At 61.3% G+C, this 17,483-nt stretch carries 18 protein-coding genes and 2 pseudogenes; 8 read left to right on the top strand and 12 right to left on the bottom strand.

Features of this window, described 5'->3' with window-relative positions; translation table 11 throughout:
- Positions 1 to 8: 8 nt before the first annotated feature.
- Positions 9 to 187 (top strand): annotated as a pseudogene (locus NKH17_RS03580) (FAD-dependent oxidoreductase); the annotation flags it as partial.
- 81 nt (positions 188 to 268) lie between these two features.
- On the opposite strand, the gene NKH17_RS03575 reads toward NKH17_RS03580, so the two are convergent.
- Positions 269 to 520, bottom strand: coding sequence for a hypothetical protein (locus NKH17_RS03575; protein WP_352896969.1), 252 nt, complete (start codon positions 518 to 520; stop codon positions 269 to 271).
- 417 nt (positions 521 to 937) lie between these two features.
- Here NKH17_RS03575 and NKH17_RS03570 point away from each other — a divergent pair, with 417 nt between their 5' ends.
- Positions 938 to 1,597: a L,D-transpeptidase gene (locus NKH17_RS03570; protein WP_352896967.1), complete on the top strand. Its 660-nt coding sequence runs from the start codon at positions 938 to 940 to the stop codon at positions 1,595 to 1,597.
- A 10-nt stretch (positions 1,598 to 1,607) separates the two neighbouring features.
- Positions 1,608 to 2,120 (top strand): OmpA family protein, encoded by a 513-nt coding sequence (locus tag NKH17_RS03565; protein WP_352896966.1) that lies wholly within the window; start codon positions 1,608 to 1,610, stop codon positions 2,118 to 2,120.
- 909 nt (positions 2,121 to 3,029) lie between these two features.
- On the opposite strand, the gene soxR is transcribed toward NKH17_RS03565, so the two are convergent.
- Positions 3,030 to 3,464, bottom strand: a complete 435-nt coding sequence (soxR, locus tag NKH17_RS03560) for a redox-sensitive transcriptional activator SoxR (protein WP_352896964.1) — start codon at positions 3,462 to 3,464, stop codon at positions 3,030 to 3,032.
- An 85-nt stretch (positions 3,465 to 3,549) separates the two neighbouring features.
- Between soxR and NKH17_RS03555 the strand changes: the two genes are divergently transcribed.
- The 4 genes from NKH17_RS03555 (at position 3,550) to NKH17_RS03540 (ending at position 6,479) form a co-directional block, all read left to right on the top strand.
- Entirely contained in the window at positions 3,550 to 4,272 is a 723-nt protein-coding gene (locus NKH17_RS03555; protein ID WP_352896962.1) for an SDR family NAD(P)-dependent oxidoreductase, read from the top strand.
- On the top strand, positions 4,269 to 5,363 hold the full coding sequence (locus tag NKH17_RS03550) for an S-adenosylmethionine:tRNA ribosyltransferase-isomerase (RefSeq protein ID WP_352896960.1): 1,095 nt from the start codon (positions 4,269 to 4,271) through the stop codon (positions 5,361 to 5,363). The genes NKH17_RS03555 and NKH17_RS03550 overlap by 4 nt, the downstream gene beginning before the upstream one ends.
- A gap of 391 nt (positions 5,364 to 5,754) precedes the next feature.
- Positions 5,755 to 6,201, top strand: coding sequence for a hypothetical protein (locus tag NKH17_RS03545; protein WP_352896958.1), 447 nt, complete (start codon positions 5,755 to 5,757; stop codon positions 6,199 to 6,201).
- Entirely contained in the window at positions 6,201 to 6,479 is a 279-nt protein-coding gene (locus tag NKH17_RS03540; RefSeq protein ID WP_352702913.1) for a hypothetical protein, read from the top strand. The genes NKH17_RS03545 and NKH17_RS03540 overlap by 1 nt, the downstream gene beginning before the upstream one ends.
- Here the strand turns inward: NKH17_RS03540 and NKH17_RS03535 are convergent.
- The 10 genes and pseudogenes from NKH17_RS03535 to NKH17_RS03490 all read right to left on the bottom strand — a co-directional run.
- A pseudogene (locus NKH17_RS03535) lies at positions 6,478 to 6,621 on the bottom strand (AAA family ATPase); the annotation flags it as partial. The gene NKH17_RS03540 and the pseudogene NKH17_RS03535 sit on opposite strands and share 2 nt — an antisense overlap.
- Before the next feature lie 155 nt (positions 6,622 to 6,776).
- Positions 6,777 to 6,968, bottom strand: coding sequence for a DUF6494 family protein (locus NKH17_RS03530; RefSeq protein WP_023679340.1), 192 nt, complete (start codon positions 6,966 to 6,968; stop codon positions 6,777 to 6,779).
- 792 nt (positions 6,969 to 7,760) lie between these two features.
- Complete coding sequence (locus NKH17_RS03525; protein WP_352737024.1) at positions 7,761 to 8,903, bottom strand: MFS transporter; 1,143 nt, start codon at positions 8,901 to 8,903, stop codon at positions 7,761 to 7,763.
- Positions 8,904 to 9,583: 680 nt separating this feature from the next.
- Positions 9,584 to 10,288, bottom strand: a complete 705-nt coding sequence (locus tag NKH17_RS03520; protein WP_352478397.1) for a GntR family transcriptional regulator — start codon at positions 10,286 to 10,288, stop codon at positions 9,584 to 9,586.
- 102 nt (positions 10,289 to 10,390) lie between these two features.
- Positions 10,391 to 11,131 (bottom strand): aspartate/glutamate racemase family protein, encoded by a 741-nt coding sequence (locus tag NKH17_RS03515; protein WP_352896956.1) that lies wholly within the window; start codon positions 11,129 to 11,131, stop codon positions 10,391 to 10,393.
- Positions 11,132 to 11,139: 8 nt separating this feature from the next.
- Positions 11,140 to 11,862 carry an ABC transporter ATP-binding protein gene (locus NKH17_RS03510; RefSeq protein WP_352478401.1) on the bottom strand — a complete coding sequence of 241 codons (723 nt, stop codon included), beginning with the start codon at positions 11,860 to 11,862 and terminating at the stop codon, positions 11,140 to 11,142.
- 2 nt (positions 11,863 to 11,864) lie between these two features.
- Positions 11,865 to 12,644: an ABC transporter ATP-binding protein gene (locus NKH17_RS03505; RefSeq protein WP_352800090.1), complete on the bottom strand. Its 780-nt coding sequence runs from the start codon at positions 12,642 to 12,644 to the stop codon at positions 11,865 to 11,867.
- Between the two features lie 4 nt (positions 12,645 to 12,648).
- A complete protein-coding gene (locus NKH17_RS03500) occupies positions 12,649 to 13,623 on the bottom strand; it encodes a branched-chain amino acid ABC transporter permease (RefSeq protein WP_352506249.1) in 975 nt (324 codons plus the stop codon).
- Between the two features lie 5 nt (positions 13,624 to 13,628).
- Positions 13,629 to 14,495 carry a branched-chain amino acid ABC transporter permease gene (locus NKH17_RS03495; RefSeq protein WP_352478406.1) on the bottom strand — a complete coding sequence of 289 codons (867 nt, stop codon included), beginning with the start codon at positions 14,493 to 14,495 and terminating at the stop codon, positions 13,629 to 13,631.
- Positions 14,496 to 14,572: 77 nt separating this feature from the next.
- The gene (locus NKH17_RS03490; RefSeq protein WP_352478408.1) at positions 14,573 to 15,775 is read right to left on the bottom strand and encodes an ABC transporter substrate-binding protein; all 1,203 of its coding nucleotides are present in this window, start codon (positions 15,773 to 15,775) and stop codon (positions 14,573 to 14,575) included.
- A 475-nt stretch (positions 15,776 to 16,250) separates the two neighbouring features.
- Between NKH17_RS03490 and NKH17_RS03485 the strand changes: the two genes are divergently transcribed.
- On the top strand, positions 16,251 to 16,457 hold the full coding sequence (locus NKH17_RS03485; RefSeq protein ID WP_352647446.1) for a hypothetical protein: 207 nt from the start codon (positions 16,251 to 16,253) through the stop codon (positions 16,455 to 16,457).
- Positions 16,458 to 17,483 lie beyond the last annotated feature (1,026 nt).

The following is a 17,483-nucleotide window of genomic DNA, read 5'->3' as shown; positions in this document are numbered from 1 at the left end:
AATGCCAGGTGACGACACCGCGCCTGCCGCATGTCGGTCGCTACGGCGAGGTCTATTTTGCGCATGGCTATTCGGGCAAGGGGTGATCCTGTCGACGCTGCCGTTCCCCGGCGGCACGGCGCTGAGCGGCCCGCTCCACGTGCTCGGCATGCTTTGGTACGCACTGCGCGACCGCATCAAACATTGAGCGCAGGCAGTGGCAACTTCTGTCCCGCAGGATCAAGCCTGCGTAGCCTGGACGCCGATAGACTTGCCTGCTTTTCCGCAGCTAATAGATCGATATGATCGCAGGATTAACCATTTCATAGCCCAGGCGCGGCTCCGATTTGCCTTTCGAAATCCCGCTGGAGACAGTTCCGGTTGAACTGCGATCCAGCTTTGTTTCCGTGGTTTTCTTGATCGTGCTGCCCGACAGGTCGGCGCAGGCCGACGCTGTGTTGACCAGCCTCTTTTTCTCGTGCGCAACGGCGGCGGTGGATACGGCAATCACCATTGCCGCACAAATAATCGCCAATCTCATTGATTCCCCCTTAGAGCACCGCAAACGTGTGGTCGACTGCCCTGAGACGCCGGCGAAGAGGTTACTCGCGCCTGACCAGTCCATGCGGCTTCCGACTGCCCAAGAATGTAACTACATTAGCTGCAGCGCAAGTAACCATTTCGGACTAGGCAACGCTGCCGGCCAGAGGTTCGGAATCACCAAAGTCGACGGCGGGATTTGGCTCGTCTCCGCCATGCACATACGTGCTCAAGGCTAACTCGGCGCAGCTTCGTTGCGGCACCGGCGGGCGCGTACAGCGGAGTGCTGGAATGGCAGCTATTCACCTCCCCGCCAGTCCGCTTCCGGCGGACTGCAGCAACGCGGCATTTTCCACTTTGAGGCGAAATAATTCTCAACTATGGTTGAGCTAGGCTTTTGGCATGGGGGATATTGCCGATGGTTTTGTCACGCAGGGGTGTCGTGCTCGGCGGCCTGGCGCTGGTCGCGGTGGGTGCAACCAGCAATATTGCTCAAGCCGCGGCGGCAAAATCCTTTTTCGCGGGTATCGCCAGCGACAACAATTTTGTCTATCGCAAGACCAACTTCGCCAAGATCGACAAGAGATGGCATCGCCAGATCGTCAAGTATTTCAGCAGTGAGCCGGTCGGCACCGTCGTGGTCGATACCCGCCACCATTTCCTCTACGTCATCATGGAAAACAAGACCGCCATCCGCTACGGCGTCGGCGTCGGTAAGGACGGCTTCAAATGGTACGGCCGCGCGACGATCGACCGCCGCGCGCTGTGGCCGGATTGGGTCCCGCCCCCCGAAATGCGTAAGCGCAGGCCGGAACTACCGCCCATGATCGCAGGCGGCGCGTCCAACAATCCGCTCGGGCCGCGCGCGCTCTATCTGCACCGCGACGGCGCCGACACCGGCTACCGCCTGCATGGCACGCTGGAGCCATGGAGCATCGGCACCGACGCTTCCAGCGGCTGCATCCGCATGTTCCCGGAAGACATCATCGACCTCTACCAGCGCTGCCCGATCGGCACCGCGGTGCAGGTCCTGCCGCACATCGCCGACCAGGCGCCCGCTTCCACCACTGTCGAATGATTGGCGCGTCATGAACCGTATAATTGAAAACACGCGCCGGCTGCTCGCTGCCGGCCTGCTGATGCTGGTCGCATCCTGCTCGACCAGCAACACGCTCGCCCCTTCCACGCCTGACATCACTAACACCGAGGTTGCCGGCTTCCAGAACGTGCAGCCTGGCAGCGAGGAGGATTTTATCCTCAATGTCGGCCGCCGCACCTATTTCACGCAAGGTTCGGCCGCGCTCGATTCTGTCGCCAAGGCCACCCTCGACACCCAGATCGCCTGGTTAGCAAAGCATCCGCGCTGGCTGCTCAAGCTGCAGGGTTTCGCCGACGATCCCGGCGCAAGTGAAATGGCGCTGTCACAGCAGCGCGCCGATGCGGTGATGGATTACCTCGCCGCCGGCGGCATAGACCGCAACCGCATGTGGGCCAAGGGCTACGGCAAGGACAGGCTCGTCCGTGACTGCCCCGACACCGCCTGCAGGTCGCAGAACCGCCGCGTTGTGTCTAATTTGCGCGATGAGAGGGACGAGTCGTAGAGGCTGGTGTTTTTCTTGTGACCCGAAGCAGAGTCTCACATACGACGGCGGCATGGCTGCTTTGCGCCTAGGGCAGTCATACAGAAACTCAATGCCGACACTTTGGAGCGGGCACCAGTAGCCACGTGTCAGCAAGTTCGCTCGCGCGGCCTCGGTGGCAAGCATAACGAGATGAACCAAGCTGCCAGGCCAGGTTCGAAGCCGGTTCCTGAAGAGGTCAATCCATGTCGCGCGCGTGTCGCGTGGATTTGCCGAGTGTCGCAGGAAATCCTTGCAAATCACCGGTAGCTGCTTGCAACATGCCGCGAAACACAATCGGCCAGCTTTAAGGGCTAGCCGATTGTCAAGTTTACTTTGAGAAATTCTTGGTAGCGGGAGACCGCTACATCGCAAGACCCACTATCGAAGAGGCGTTCTTTTGCTATCGTCGGCAAGCGGCCTGAGAGCAAATCGAGATCGAGCAACCACGAACTCGAAATTGCGAGTCGGGACGATGATGGATGGGACGAACCGCGCCGAAAAAGCTGAAAAATTCGGATACTTAACGTAGAGCCTTGGGTCATGCGGCACCGAATGCAGTACCGTTCGGCCGATCAACCAACGATTGGAAAGGTTCCCCAACCGCCGGATCAATCCGGTCAGCCTGTGCCAACGCGCAACGGCTCCAATACTCAAACGTTTCGGGCGGGACTGAAGAGGTTGATGACTGCCGCACCCGGAGCAGTTCGACGTATTTCCCCATTTCGCTTGGCCCGCTGAAATGCAGCCGCGTTTTTAGAAGGAACGACCGTCTGGCAGGACGACGCAAGCACTTGATGGCAAGGCCGTCGAGTGGATGGAGAAAGTCAGCGACGAACAATATCCCGCTGAACGTTACAGGGCAGCAGCGTCTCGCACTTGGCTGCCAACTCACCCCAGCCAATACCTCGGCCCCGGCCCCTTGCGTCCTGCCATATCGGCAGGGTTCGCAAGGCTACACCGGTCGATCGACAGACAGCCGCAACCGATGCACTCGGTAAGCCCGGACCTCAGGCGCTGCAACTCGGCGATGCGCTGGTCGATGCGCTTAGTCCACTGGCCCGACAACCGCGACCAATCCCGACGCGACGGCACGCGATCGGCTGGCAACTTGGCGAGCTCGGCGCCGATCTCCTCAAGCGTCAGCCCAATTCGCTGCGCGAAGACGATGAAGGCGATCCGGCGCAGCACGGATCGCGGATAGCGTCTGTGTCCCGAGCCGGCCCGCTCGGACGCGATCAGCCCGCGCTCCTCGTAGAAGCGCAGGGCCGATGAGGCGACGCCGCTGCGCCGCGACACGTCGGAGATGGTCAGCATGGAATCCATGCATGAACGAAAGCACGATTCCCGCTTGACTTCAAGTTAACTTGAACTTGTAGCAAGGGCCATAAAGCTTGAAGGAGCACCGGTAATGCAGTCGAATATTGATCTTCAAGGACTTCGCGTGGCGGTCACGGGCGGCACCTCCGGGCTCGGAATGGCGCTTGTGCGGCAGCTGACCGCGCAGGGTGCGTGCGTGGCCTTCGTCGCTCGCACCGCCGCGAATGTCGAACGCATCGCTGACGAGACGGGCGCGCACGGCATTGTCGGCGACGTCGGCAAGAAGGAGGACACCTACTCGATCGCGCTACAGGTCACTGCCAGCCTCGGCGGGCTCGACGTCCTGATCAACAATGCCTCGAGCCTCGGCCCTGTCCCGCTGGCGCTCCTCGCAGATACTGAGTGCGAGGAGCTGGAAGTGGCGCTCGCGGTCAACCTGGTCGGCGCGTTCCGGCTGACGAAGGCCCTGTTCGGTGCGCTTGCCGCGTCCGCACGCGAGGGCCGTGGCGCGATGGTGATCAACATCTCCAGCGACGCGGCGGTGAACGCCTATCCCGGCTGGGGCGCGTATGGGGCGAGCAAGGCCGCTCTTGCCCATCTGACGGCGATTTGGGAGGAGGAGGCGAAAGCTGACGGCATACGGCTCCTCGCACCCGACCCTGGTGACATGGACACCCCGCTGCACGCGCTAGCGCTTCCTAACGCCGATCCGTCTACATTGAAACGCCCCGAGCTGGCTGCTGCCGAGATCATCGAAAAGATGATCGACGCGTTACAGGTCCGCGCTACGCTTCACGCCGGGGCATGCGCATGATTGCCGCCGACCGTCCCGATCGGCGCAAAGCCAGGCTGTTGGTCGTCGAGGCGGACGGCACCATGCGCGACCTGCCGCGCGCTGGAATCGCGACGCTGTTCGGTCCCAGCGATCAGGTCGTCGCCAATGACGCCGCGACCTTGCCTGCCAGCTTGCACGGCACGCATGTCCCAAGCGGTGAGGCGATCGAGATCCGCCTGGCGGGTTGGCTGTCACTTCCCGATCCAACCCGTTTCGTGGCGATTGCCTTCGGCTCGGGCGATCACCGCACGCGCACGGAAGACCGGCTGCCTCCACCTCCGCTGTCACCAGGCGATCGCCTCCGGCTCGGCTCGCTTGACGCCGTCGTCGAGCGCCTTCTCGACCATCCACGCCTTCTCGAGTTGCACTTCCCAGGCAACCGCGCAGCAGTGCTTGCAGGACTGGCGCAGCACGGCCGGCCGGTCCAATACGCGCATGTTCCCGAGCCGTTGGCACTGTGGGATGTTTGGACGAAGATTGCCGCCGGGCCGGTCGCGTTCGAGGCGCCGTCGGCAGGCTTCGCGCTCGACTGGCGCACGCTCCAAGCCTGGCGTCGGCACGACGTTGGCTTTGCAACACTCACGCATGCTGCGGGCGTGTCTTCCACCGGCGATCCCGCGCTCGACTCGCGCCTTCCCTTCGACGAGCCATACCGCATCCCTGGGCGCACCGCGGCGCAGGTCGCGCGGGCGAAGCTGCGCGGCAGCCGCATCATTGCGATCGGCACGAGCGTAGTGCGCGCACTTGAGGCAGCCGCCAATCCCGGCGGCAATGTGCGTGCCGGAAATGGCATTGCGACAGGGTGCATCGCGCGGGGCACGCGGCTTCGCGTGGTCGATGCGATTCTCACAGGCGTCCACCAGCCCGGCGAAAGCCATTTCGAGCTCCTGCGCGCCTTTGCCGACGATGCTCTGCTCGCTAAGGCCTCCGCAGCCTTCACCGCGTATCGATACCGCGCGCATGAATTCGGCGATTCCATGCTGCTCAATCGCCAACCGCAGCTTCTATCGCGCGAACAGAACCGTGCCGAGGTGCTCGAGACGAAGCCTCTACTCGAGGCGTGGCTATGATGTCGGCAGGTTCGGTGGCATTCCGGGCCGCACCGCGAACGTCAGCTTCGGAGAAGTGTAACAGACCGAAGGTTGATTGACGGTTCTCCCCAGGTCCACCCGGTTCCGAACCGGCACAACGCGCCAATTGCCGACCTTTCCGGCGAGTGTACCACTACCCACCGCCGCCCCGAGCATTCCCGACACCGAGCCGTCGGCATGACGTCGACCGATCGCTCCGCCGCGGCCTGGATCGACCAACCGCTGGCCCACGTCGCTGAAGCCGTCGGCCGGACGACGATCGGTTCCTGGCCGAGCATCAGTCCGCCCACGATGAACCGCGCTCGCCGTCTGTGGACATGGTTGCCGCCGTGTTTGAGTGGTGGCGCCGGTGGCCGGTGGGGCGCGACGAATGAAGCGCCGGCCCAATTCAACCTGGGCGACGCCCTTCAAAGCTGGGAGGATCGATCTTCACCAAGCGGTCTGCGGCCTCGACCGCAGTTCGAATCCTGCTGCGCCGCGCGAGATTCTCGGCCAGCATTTCTTCAGTGCGTTGAAGCGCGACCTCGGTCCGATGGATGCGCTGCCTGGCAATGGCAACTTCCGATGTCAAAATATCGGCCGCTATCCCGTGGCCGTGGGGTTCCATAGTGTCCATCAGTTTCTAATGCATGGGGGGCGGTATCGTTCCCTGATATCGGGCGAAACGGGGTGCCGCCGTTCCTCTATCAGTGATGAGCGCTGCCAAAATGGCCCGGCCGTCTTTGCAGCCGCGACAAAAAGCGAGATGGGCCGAATGACCAAGGCGCTCCCTGTCAAAACAGCGCCAGAAACAGGGCGCCTCCTCGATCCGTCCTGATGCGGCCCGATGAACTGCGGGATATCAAATCAGCGGCCGACTACGCTGGCCGCGATGACAGGACCATTCGTTGTGGGCAAAGCGATATGGGATCGGGCGCCAGAGTGGACGAGGTGCGCCCCATCGAAATTAGCCTGCCAGCCTTGGAAATGGTTCATGGCGAATGGGAGGCGCTGGAGAGGCTGCGCGCCGGCGACAGATCAAATCGATGCTGCGGCGGCGCTCGAGTTTCAAACGGGCAACCGGCGTTGGAGACGGTCGCCGGCCGCTTCACGTAACGGCGCGGCGGGCGAACGCCGCCGCGTCAACCCAGGGTAGCACATCGCCGTTCCGATCAAGTTCCTCCGCGACGATACGTCGGCCCGGTTCCTCGACAACCGCATATCCTCGTCGGGCGCCTCCATAGATTCGTTGAACCAACGACTGGAAAGGGTCGGTCTTTCGCGTTCCGTCAGAGTCGCAAGAGCGTGGGGTGAACGGTACTACATCCACCCGGCCAGACGCCATTCCAACCGCTGATCCGTCTCGACCGCTTTCGGCCGCCTCGGCCGTTTCGCTAGGTCGCTTCGCCCCGCTTATGGAAGTTCGATCTCGCCGTCCACCACGTGGTTGAGGCCGGTGCCTTCCGCCGTCAGCGTCATGCGGACCTTCAGCTTCTTGCCGCCGATTTGCCCTTCGCGCACCGTCTCCTCGATCTTGCGCTGAGAGGTGACGCCGACTTCCTTCAGGAACTTGCGGATCGACATGTTGACGGCGTCTTCGCTCATGGCGGAACTCCTCTGTATCCGGAAGGGATTGTAAGGGAAGGCAAGGGATCAAGGAAGCAGGACGGTGACGCACGGTTTTATAGAAATAGACCTGGAGCCGGGTGGAGACGTCGGTCCTTAAACTTGATCGGCCCCTGGCAGGAGGAGTGGAACCGATCGACGTCTTGCGCAGAAGGAGCACTATGACGGCTATCTCGGCCTTGCTCTGACCGATCAGGAAAAGAGTGATCTGATCGAGTACCTCAATCGATCTGATCAGCACTCGGCGCTTCTTTGGGTTCGATTGGGAGGAAAGATCATTAAAGAAGATCGTGGTGAGGTAATTGCGGGTCGGCACAACAGGCCAAGCGCTGTCTCGCCGGAAACTTCTTAAGGTGTCGATGACCGGCGCGGGCGATTGCAGGTGCAGGTGGGCTTGCTTCCTGCATGACAGGTCAGCCTGCGGCGCGCGGCGCCACCCCAAAGCCTATGACGCTTTGTCAGGATGTTCCAAACAAGGGTCGCCGCTGCGGCGGATGCACCCGTGGAGCCGAAATGCAAGCGAGATTGTCGCGGGTGAAATCAGCCCCGATGGTTGGTGCCGCTTTTACAAAGCACGGCCGGCCTGATCGGTCGAACCCAGCGGAGACTTTCGTTGTCTGCTGCGCTGCGGGTGATGGTCTGCAGGCATCGCGTCGAGGATGTCGGGTCACATTAGGCATTCAACAAGTCCGGAGTCAGAGCCGAAATGATCGACGACCTTTCCAACATTTGCCTTCGCCATTGACCCCTCCCGGTCAAGCAACCCAAATATCAGCGTTCCTCTGGCGGCTTGACGTTCTGGAACTGCATCAGCAGCAGCAGATCATAAATGATTTTGAGTGCGCCGCAGATCAGGAAGGGCCATGCCCGGAACGAGGCAGCGAACAGAGCGCCCGCCAGGGCGGGACTGGCTGCGGCAGCCAAACTGCGCGGGACCGATGTGAAGCTCGCGGCGGCTGCCCGCTCCGCCGCCGTGACGACGGCCATGACGTAAGATGAGCGCGTCGGGACGTCCATCTGCGAAAGCGCGGCACGGATCAGCAGCAGGGCGAGCGCCAGAGGGAGCGTCGGCGCAAGCGCCGCCAGCATCAGGGCGATGCTGGACGGAATGTGTGTGAACACCATCGTGTTGATGAGTCCGATGTGCCGCGACAGCCAGGCGGCAACGGGGAATGAGAACGCCGAAAGGATGCCGGACCAGAAGAAGAAAAAGCCCGCTTCCGAAAGCGACAGGTCGAATTTTTCAAAAAGCCACAGGACAAGCAGCGACTGGACGAGGAAGCCGCCGGCAAAGGCATCAAGGCTAAAAAGGGCCGCAAGCCTGAAAACGATATTCCGCGAGGGGCCAAGCGCGGACGTGCTGCCGGAGTCCGACGTTGGACGGCGCTGCGGGATCTGCGCGTAAAGGAGACCGCCGAGCAGGCCCAGCAACGCATAGAGCACGAACATCGCCTTGATGCCGGTGAGTTGATCGAGGCCGGCTGGAGCCAGAAGATCAGGTGTCGCCGAAGCGAGCGCGCCAACCGCGGCTGCGAGCGCACCCACAAGGCTGTAGCGCGCGAACATCTTGGTCCGCGCGGCGTCGGTGACTTCGCGTGTGAGCACGGCATGCTCTAAGGGCACGAATACGCTGACGCTGCCGGCCGACGGGTTGATGGTGCCTGCGAAGGCGATCACCAAAAGCAGCGCGTAGTCGTGGACCACAGCAAAGGCCACACCCGTGGCGACCATCAGACTGGCGGCGGCAAGCAGGAGTTGGCGGTGATCGTGTCGGGCACCAAGGAGTCCGACGGCGATGGTCAAGAGCGCTGAACCGAGCAGCGATGCGGTTGCAATGATGCCGACCTGCAGAGGCGCGAAGCCTAATGCGAGGAGATAGACCGGCAACAGAACGGCCACGAAGCCGTCGCCCATGTCCCGCAGGGCTCGGGCCGCAAAAAGAAAAGTCGCCGGGCGGATCTGCTGCACTGATCTAGCCTGACCTCATCACCTGCATTGGCGTCACCGGCTTTGGCAGCGTCGCTCGACGGGGCCGGAAGGATCATGACGGCGTCGCATTAGACATTCCAGCGAGGCGAATATCGGCTTCAATCCTCGGGCTACCGCCCAACAATGCTGAATCATATCGTGTCAACGGCTTGCAACGACCGAAGACGCAACTGGCGCATATTGCACTTGGCTGTCAAGGTCGGGAAGAAGGGTCGGATCGCGAAGTTCCCCGCCGCATTGAACGTCCCAAGATGGCGCATAGTGCCGTTTCGGAACCGGGTGGACCGGGGGCAGGATCGCCAATCAACCTGGGATCATGTTGCAACCAAGTTCGAATGTCGCGTTGCTGGCAAGTAGAAATGTCGCATTGGGACGTTTCAGGGGTAGGCGCCAAGTCAGGATTGCGGGGTGACGTGCATCCTGGCTTCGCCGTGAGCGCCCGATCGGGGGCGATCAAGTATGGCACTTCGGCTTTACTAGCTTTGAGAGCGGCCACTTACGCGCGAGCTTCGTTGGCCGGTGTCGGTTGCGGGTGATCCGATATTCGTCCAGCATCGCGACGACATCTGCAATGCGAAGCTTGGCGAAGAGTTTGACAGCGCAGATCAGCGCAAGATGTCCGACAGGCTCTCGGGCTTCTTCTCGCCAAGCGACAGATCAAGGCCGGACAGAAGTTCGACGAGATGGCTTCGCATCAGGTCGGACGCGTTTTGTGCGTCGTGCTTTTCGATGGCATCGACGAGGGCGTGATGGGCGTGGCTTTCGCAGGTGGTGTCGCGGCGGCGCCAGTAGAGCGCGATGATCAGCGACGACCGCGACAGCAGGTCTTTGACGAAACCGGTCAGGATAGAATGGCCGGCGATTTCGGCTATGCCGACATGGAATTTTGCCGACAGCATGATGGCGTCGCTGTCGCGGCCGGCATGCAGGGCCTCGTGCTCTTTTTCGAGATGAAGCCGCAGTTGCGCGATCTCGGCCGGCTTTGCCACTTCGGCGGCAAGCGCCGCGACCTTGGGCTCGATCAGCGCCCGCGCCTCGAAGACCTCGCGCGCTTCCTGCTTGGTCGGCTGGGCGACGAACGCGCCGCGGTTCGGCTCGAGCCGAGCCAAGCGGTCATGCGACAGCGCCTGCAGCGCCGCGCGTATCACCGCGCGGCTCACCGAATAGATCGAGGCGAGTTCGTCCTCGGGTAGTTTTGTGCCCGGTGCGAGGCGGTGGCTGACGATGGCGTCGCGCAGGCCGGCATAGACCGGAAACCAGCGCATCGTCGGCTTGTCGCCATCCCGTGGCTTTGGCCCAAGCAGGTCCATCGTCTCATTGTCCCGGCGGCCGGATCGCATAGCGGCACGAACACCGCGTTTCCGGCCGCACATCGAACATCCTGTGTGGGAATGTCAACAATTTTGCACGCATCAGGATACACGGCCGGAGGGCGAAAAGGGCGCAAAGATTCCGGCGAAGGATTTTTCGAGTGGAACCTGGTAGCCGCCGCGCTTTGAGGTCGACAGGCCAAGGCCGACGAGGCTCTCGCAGAGTTTTACTGCGCAGGCGACGCCGTCGAGCACGGGAAGGCTATGTTCGCGGCTGAGCGCGGCGGCGAGGTCGGCCATGCCGGCGCATCCCAGCACAATCGCTTCGGCCCGGTCGTCGCGGATGGCGCGCTCGATCTCCTCCGAAATTCGATGGCGGGCGTTGGAGCCGGGCACTTCGAGCTCCAGAACGGGAACGTCGCTTGCCCGCACCCTGGCGCAGCGGCTGGCGAGGCCGTAGCGCACCAGATTGTGCTCGATTGCCGGCACCGAACGCGACAGCGTCGTCACCACGCTGAACTTGCCGGCAATCAGGCTCGCCATGTGAAACGCCGCTTCGCCGATGCCGACCACCGGCATCTCGCCGACGCAGCGTACTGCGTCGAGGCCGGTGTCGTCGAAGCAGGCGATGACGCAGGCGCTCGCCGCCGGATGTCTCAGGATCTCGCCGATCATTCCCGGGATGGCGAAGACCTCGTCGAAATAGCCTTCGACGCTCGGCGGCCCGTCCTTCGGATTGACGGCGATGATCCTGGTGCCGGCCGAAGCCGCAAGGCGCGCCGCCTCGCCGATCTTTTCGGTCATGGACGCGGTGGTGTTGGGATTGACGACGAGTACGTCCATTTGCGCTTTCATATTTCGCCGCCGAGATAGAGTTTCTTGACCCGGTCGTCGCCAAGCAGCTCAGCCGAATGTCCGGCCAGCGCGATCTTTCCGGTCGTCAGTGCGTAGGCGCGCTGCGAGATGCGCAGCGCCATGCGCGAATTCTGCTCGACCAAGAGAACACTGACCTTTTCGTCGCGATTGATCGCCACGATGGAGCGGGCGATGTCCTGAACGAGCTTCGGCGCGACGCCGAGCGAGGGTTCATCGAGCAGCAGAAGCTTCGGTTTGGCCATCAGCGCCCGCCCGATCACCAGCATCTGCTGTTCGCCGCCGCTCATCGTACCCGCCGTCTGGGAATAGCGTTCCTTCAGGCGCGGGAAGCGCCCGAGCACCATGTCCAGCGTCCTTGCGATTTCGGCCTTGTCGATGCGGGTGAAGGCGCCCATCATCAGATTGTCGCGCACCGTCATGTAGGAAAAGACGCGCCGACCCTCCGGCACCATGGCGATGCCCATCCTGACCAGCTCGTCAGGGCGCGTTCCGTCGATGCGGTGGCCCTGGAAATGAATCTCGCCGCTGCGGACCTTCTTCAGGCCGGTGATGGCGCGCAGGATCGAAGATTTGCCCGCGCCGTTCGCGCCGATTAGCGCGACGGTCTCGCCCTCGTTGACGTTGAGCGATACACCCTTCAGTGCATAGACATGGTCGTAGTAGAGTTCGACGTCGGAGACTTTCAGCAGTTCGCTCATGGCTAAAATCCGATCGTCTCATCTTCGGCGCCGAGGTAGGCCTCGATGACCTTTTCGTTCTCCTGGATTTCCTTCGGCGTTCCCTCGGCGATTTTCACACCGAAGTTCAGGACGACGATTCGGTCGGAAATGTTCATGACGGCGGGCATATCGTGCTCGACCAGCAGGACAGTCACGCCGCGCTTCCGCACGCCGCGCACCATCTCCACCGTGCGCACGGTTTCGTCATGGTTCATGCCGGCGAAGGGCTCGTCGAGTAGAAGCACGGTCGGATTCGTGGCGAGCCCGATGGCAATCCCGAGCGCGCGCAGATGGCCGTGCGGCAGCGTGCTGGCGATCTCATGCCGTTGCGCGCCGAGACCGAGGAAGTCGATGATCTCGTCGGCCGAGCGGCCGAATTCATCTTCGTCGCGCCGTGCGGTATTCGTGCCGAGATAGAAGCCGGCAAGGCTGGCACTGGAACGCAGGTGATGCGCGATTATGACATTGTCGCGCACCGTCATGCCCTTGAAGATCGTCGTCTCCTGGAACGTGCGCACGACGCCCTTCCGGGCGACGATATGCGGCGCCAGGCCTGAAATCCGCTCTCCCCGGAACAGCACTTCGCCCGAGGTCGGATTGAGAAAAGAGGAAATCAGCTTGAACAGCGTCGATTTGCCGGCGCCGTTGGGGCCGATGACGGAAAGGATCTCGCGTTCGCGGACCGCGAAGGAAACATTGTTGACCGCGACCAGCCCGCCGAAGCGTTTGGTCACTGCCTTGATCTGGAGAAGGTCAGTCATGGTCCTAGCCCTGCTTCTTGCCGAACAGCCGGAGGCTGAGCAGGCCGTTGGGAAGGAACAGCATCAGCGCGATCAGCACCGACGAGAAGATCAGCAACTGGAACTCGCCGGTCTCGAACAGGAAATCCCAGCCGAAATAGAGCACGAAGGTGCCGATCATCGGCCCGAAGACGTAGCTGAGCCCGCCGAGGAAGCAGTTCAGCATGAAGTTCACCGAGTCGGTGACGGTGAAGCTGGACGGATAGATCGACTGAGAGATGGCGACGAACATCGCGCCGCCGAGACCGCCGAGGAACGAGGAGATGGCGTAGGCGATGACGCGCAGATAGGCGATATTGACGCCGATCGAGGAGGCCAGTTCCTCGTTCTGCTGCAACGACTGGCAGAGTTTGCCGATGCGCGAATGGACTAGGCGGTAGAGCGCTGCAAAGCACAGCACCATCAGCACAACCGACACCAGATAGAAGGCGGGACGCGGATTGGCGAGCGTCGCGAAATCCGGAAGGATGGTCAGCCCGAATATCGAGATGCCGCCGGGGAGCGGAATGCTGACCATGCCCTTGGCTCCGTTGGTGATCGGCAGTGCCAGTGCGAGCAGCCGCGCCACTTCGGTCAAAACCAGCGTGACCATGGCGAAATAGACGCCGCGAAGCCTGAGGATGGGCAGCCCGATCAGCACGCTTGCAGCGGCGCAGAATAGCCCAGCCAGCGGCAGTGTCAGCCAGAACGACACACCATACTGGACGACAAGGATGGCCGAAACATAGCCGCCCATAAGCGCGAAGGCACCCTGGCCGATATTGATGCGGCCGATGTAGAAAGTCACCCACACCCCGGCGCTGGCGATGCTGAGCAGCGCGACCGAAGTCAGCGTGTAGTAGAGGTCGAGCCGACCCGTCGCCTCGATCAGCCAGGGCACGCCGATGAGTACGACCAGCAGGAAGACAGCGACGCCGAGGATGTTGCGTGTACGCTTCATGTCGATCACCCCCACGGCTTGCCCATGAGCCCGTTCGGGCGGATGCTCAGGAACACCATCAGCGCGGCGAAGATGACGAGATAAGTGACGTCGCCATATTGGCGTAGCACCGTCAGGCCGACCGATTCCATCATGCCGAGGATGAAGCCGCCGGCGATCGCTCCGCTGACCACGCCGGCGCCGCCGATCATCACCATCAAGAACGCCTTGATCGAGATCGGCCCGCCGATGCCCGAATTGACGCCGGTGATGGCGACCAGCAGCCCGCCGACTATGCCGGCAAGCATGGCGCCGAGCGCAAAGCCGATCATCGAATAGCGGTCGACCTCGACGCCCATAAGCTGTGCCGCGACCCGGTCCTGCGCCAGCGCCCGCATGGCGCGTCCCGGCTTGCTGTACTGCATGAAAAGCACGAAGGAGGCGATGAACAGTATGGCGAGTGCGCCGACCAGCAGCCGGTCGTAAGGCATTATGAGGCTGTCGGAGACGAAGACGCCGTTGACGATCTTCGGCACGCCGCGCTGCTTTTCGCCGAACAGGAGGAGGATCACGGCGTCGAGGAAGAATGCGACCGCCGCCGCGAGAAGCATCGTACTTTCCTCCCGCACGCTTCGCCTAATCACCGTTCTGAAAAGGAATTTCTCGACCAGCGCTCCAATGACCAGCAGCGTGATCCCGGACGCGACGAGCGCGACGACGAAAGGCATGCCGAGCTGGCCATAGACTGTGTAGGTGATGAAGCCACCGAGAACGTACATCTGCCCATGGGCAAAGTTTAGCACGTTCATCAGAGCGAAGATCAGGGTCAGACCGAGCGCGATCAAGGCGTATTGCGCACCAAGATAAAGCCCGTTGGCGATGACTTGTTCCATCAGGATGGTTCCCGGCCATTCAGAGGCTCAAGGCGAATGCACGAGCCTCTGCGGCAATCCGCTTCAGTGCAATTGCGTCAATCGACTTGAGCGACGAAGAGCGTCTCGAACTTGCCGTCGCGGTATTCCGTGACCACCATCGGGACCGAAAGCTGGCGCTTCTGGCCAAACGACGTCATTCCGACATAGGTCAGCTTGGCATCGCCCTTCAGATAGGGATTGGGCGCCGAGAAAGTGTCGATCGTCTTCTTGAACTCCTCGACATTGTCGATCGCGGCCGGATTCGCCTTCAGCGTCTCGATGATGTATTCGAGCGCGTAGACCTTGGTGTTGGACTCGTCATTGTATTCGCCGAACATTTTCGTATAGCGGTCGACGAACTCCTTCATCATGTCGGACGCGATTTCGGGCGTCGATGCGCCGCCGACTGAGATGAAGCCGTTGGCCAACTCGCCCGCGCCCTCTTCCAGCACCTTGGCATCCTGCGCCGTTTCGGTGGAGATCAGACCTTCGTAGCCGAGCTCGCGCGCGGCGCGGATCAGCAGCGGAGCATTGCCGGGCGCGACACCCGAAAGCACCAGCAGGTCCGGTTTTTGCAAAACGATCGGCGTCAGTACCGGCGTGAAGTCGCGGGTATCGTTTTGGTAGACGTCCGTGGCAGCCACAACCTCAAGCCCGAGCGCCTTTGCCGCGGCAACACCGCCATCTCGCTGGCTCAGCGGATCGGATTCGTTGGCGGCGACAAAGGCAACTTTTTTCACGCCCCTGTTTTCCATGAGATATTTGTAGATCGCCGGAGCTGACTGGTAGTTGGCGATCATGCCGAGCACGGCGTTGGACGCCGGCGGGGTGTAGAGTTCCTTCGGGAATGCGTAGGGAAAATAGATGATGCCCTTGGATTCAGCCACAGGACGCACCGCCGCCGCGCCGTCGTCGACATTCGGACCGACGACATAGTGGATGCCCTCCTGGGCCATCTTCTCCATGCCGGCGATCGCCCGCTTCGGGTCCTTCTGATCGTCAAAGGTGACGATTTTGATGTCATAGGTCTCGTCACCAATCTTCACACCTCCGGTTTCGTTGATCCAGGCGGCGCGCGTCTGCATCGAGCGGACGTTGGATGTGCCCCACGCAGCGGCCGCGCCACTCGTCACGCCGACAAAGCCGATCTTGAGTTCCTTGTTGGCGGCTTGCACTGTGATTGTGCCGCCGGCCATGATTGCCAGCGCAGAGACGGCGCCGAGTGCGGCGAATGTGATTATTGAACGTCTGTTGATCATTGTTCTTTCCCCTTTGGAGGCCGCGCATTGTTGCGACAGAACTCGACCGATACGCGGACTTTTGTGAGTCAAGGCTCAAATCAATTATCTGTCAACAAAACTTTTACAGATTGTTGACAATCTTATGCGGTCGTAGATGAAGGACGTAGGACCGAAACGGCTTCGTGTCGGCGAGGGTGCGGCATCCACAAAATAGGATTATATTCCGCCGTCAAGGCACATAGACTTCGTCCCGCCCTCAGCGCATGCTCGTATCGGGGAGCTGAAGGGCAACATGGACGCGATCAACGCACACCGACGAAAGGGCGGCTGTGTTGCCGGCACATTGTAAGCCGTTCCAACGTTAAAATTGTCGGCTTGCTTCCCGCCCCTCGCGACTGCGGGGTGGTCGTTTAATCGATTGACTCGCGTAATGCACCGGCAGTTAATCTCCCCGCCAGGGCAAAAAGAGGGGCTATGAAACTGGGAGCAAACGATGACTATCCAAAAAGAAGACTATCGAACCAACAGAGCCGACTACGCCACAGCTGCGATGCATAGCCGAGCGACCGCTGAGGGCGATCGTGACGATTTGGTGGCGAGGAAAAAGTCCCTGTGGGTAACAGATCGGCGATCTGCAAAATTGGCTGCAAACCCGTCAGAAAGCTCGCCAGAACCCAAGGCAAAAGCGCGCGGTAAGTGAATCGTGCCAGCCACTTTCTTACCGCCGCGTACTTCGTTCGCATGGTTCAAGTACATTAGATTTGTCTAATGTACTAACCAGTCAGTCGAGCATTCCCGAACGCTCGCTGGTCAGGCCAAGCGGCCCCCTAACCCAAGCTGCTGGGCCGCCCCCTAAGGAAGTGCGTGTATCCCTGAGGCGGTCGTCGGTGACCCGCCTCCGTACCGCGGCCGGGATCGCAACCACGTCATCGACCCAACGCCCCGCATCGGTACCGCTCAAACGAATGGCAATTTTCTGTCCAGATGCGTTTAGTATCCATTCTCGGGAGACCCACGCGTGGTCGCGTGGGAGACAAGTGACTCCCCTTTAAAGGCATCGAGATGCTCCGAGCGCTGAAAAGTCAGTTCCTTAGACCTAAAGATCGGGCGATTTGCCAGCGGGTTGTCGACCAGATAACCGCCGACGCTAAATGGTACAGCACTTCGATAGACGGTCAGATTCTGGTCTCGACCACGCTGAATCTCTTTCAATCAGGGGTCGTAAACGAAACGAATTTGCTGGCACATGTTCGCGCGCGGCGCCACGACTTCACTAAACTGACAGCCTAGCTCCACCCGGGCGGAAACAGCGCGCTAAGCTGACGATGAGCTGGTCTACCTTATAGTCACTGCTCACTGCGGCCCCGGCCTTCGGACTGTCAGTCGCGTTCGACCTCCACGAATAGTCCTCCCGGCAGCCCATTGGTTCGGCCTCAGGTGTACGTCGGGACGACCGATCCGGGGTTGTGGGACCAAAGGCGGATCGAGGCGCGCTCTATAGGGTCGAGAGGGCAGGGGGGCCTCGCGCGAGCCAGTAATCCGATCCCCTGCTGAGAAATTTCTACCAAACATTCCGCCCATCATTCAAAGGAACAAATCCGCTCGCGGTGCAGTTCGGTCCTTTTAAGCATGCAGGCCCGAACATGGCTGAAATCGATAAAGCCAAACAGAAGGTTATTGCCGAAGTTGTGCGGCGGTGGATCACTTCAGAGGTAATCCGCAATCA

The sequence above is a fragment of the Mesorhizobium sp. M1334 genome (assembly GCF_040317995.1).
Classification (GTDB): Bacteria; Pseudomonadota; Alphaproteobacteria; order Rhizobiales; family Rhizobiaceae; genus Mesorhizobium.
This window is presented reverse-complemented; position numbering and strand designations above follow the sequence as displayed.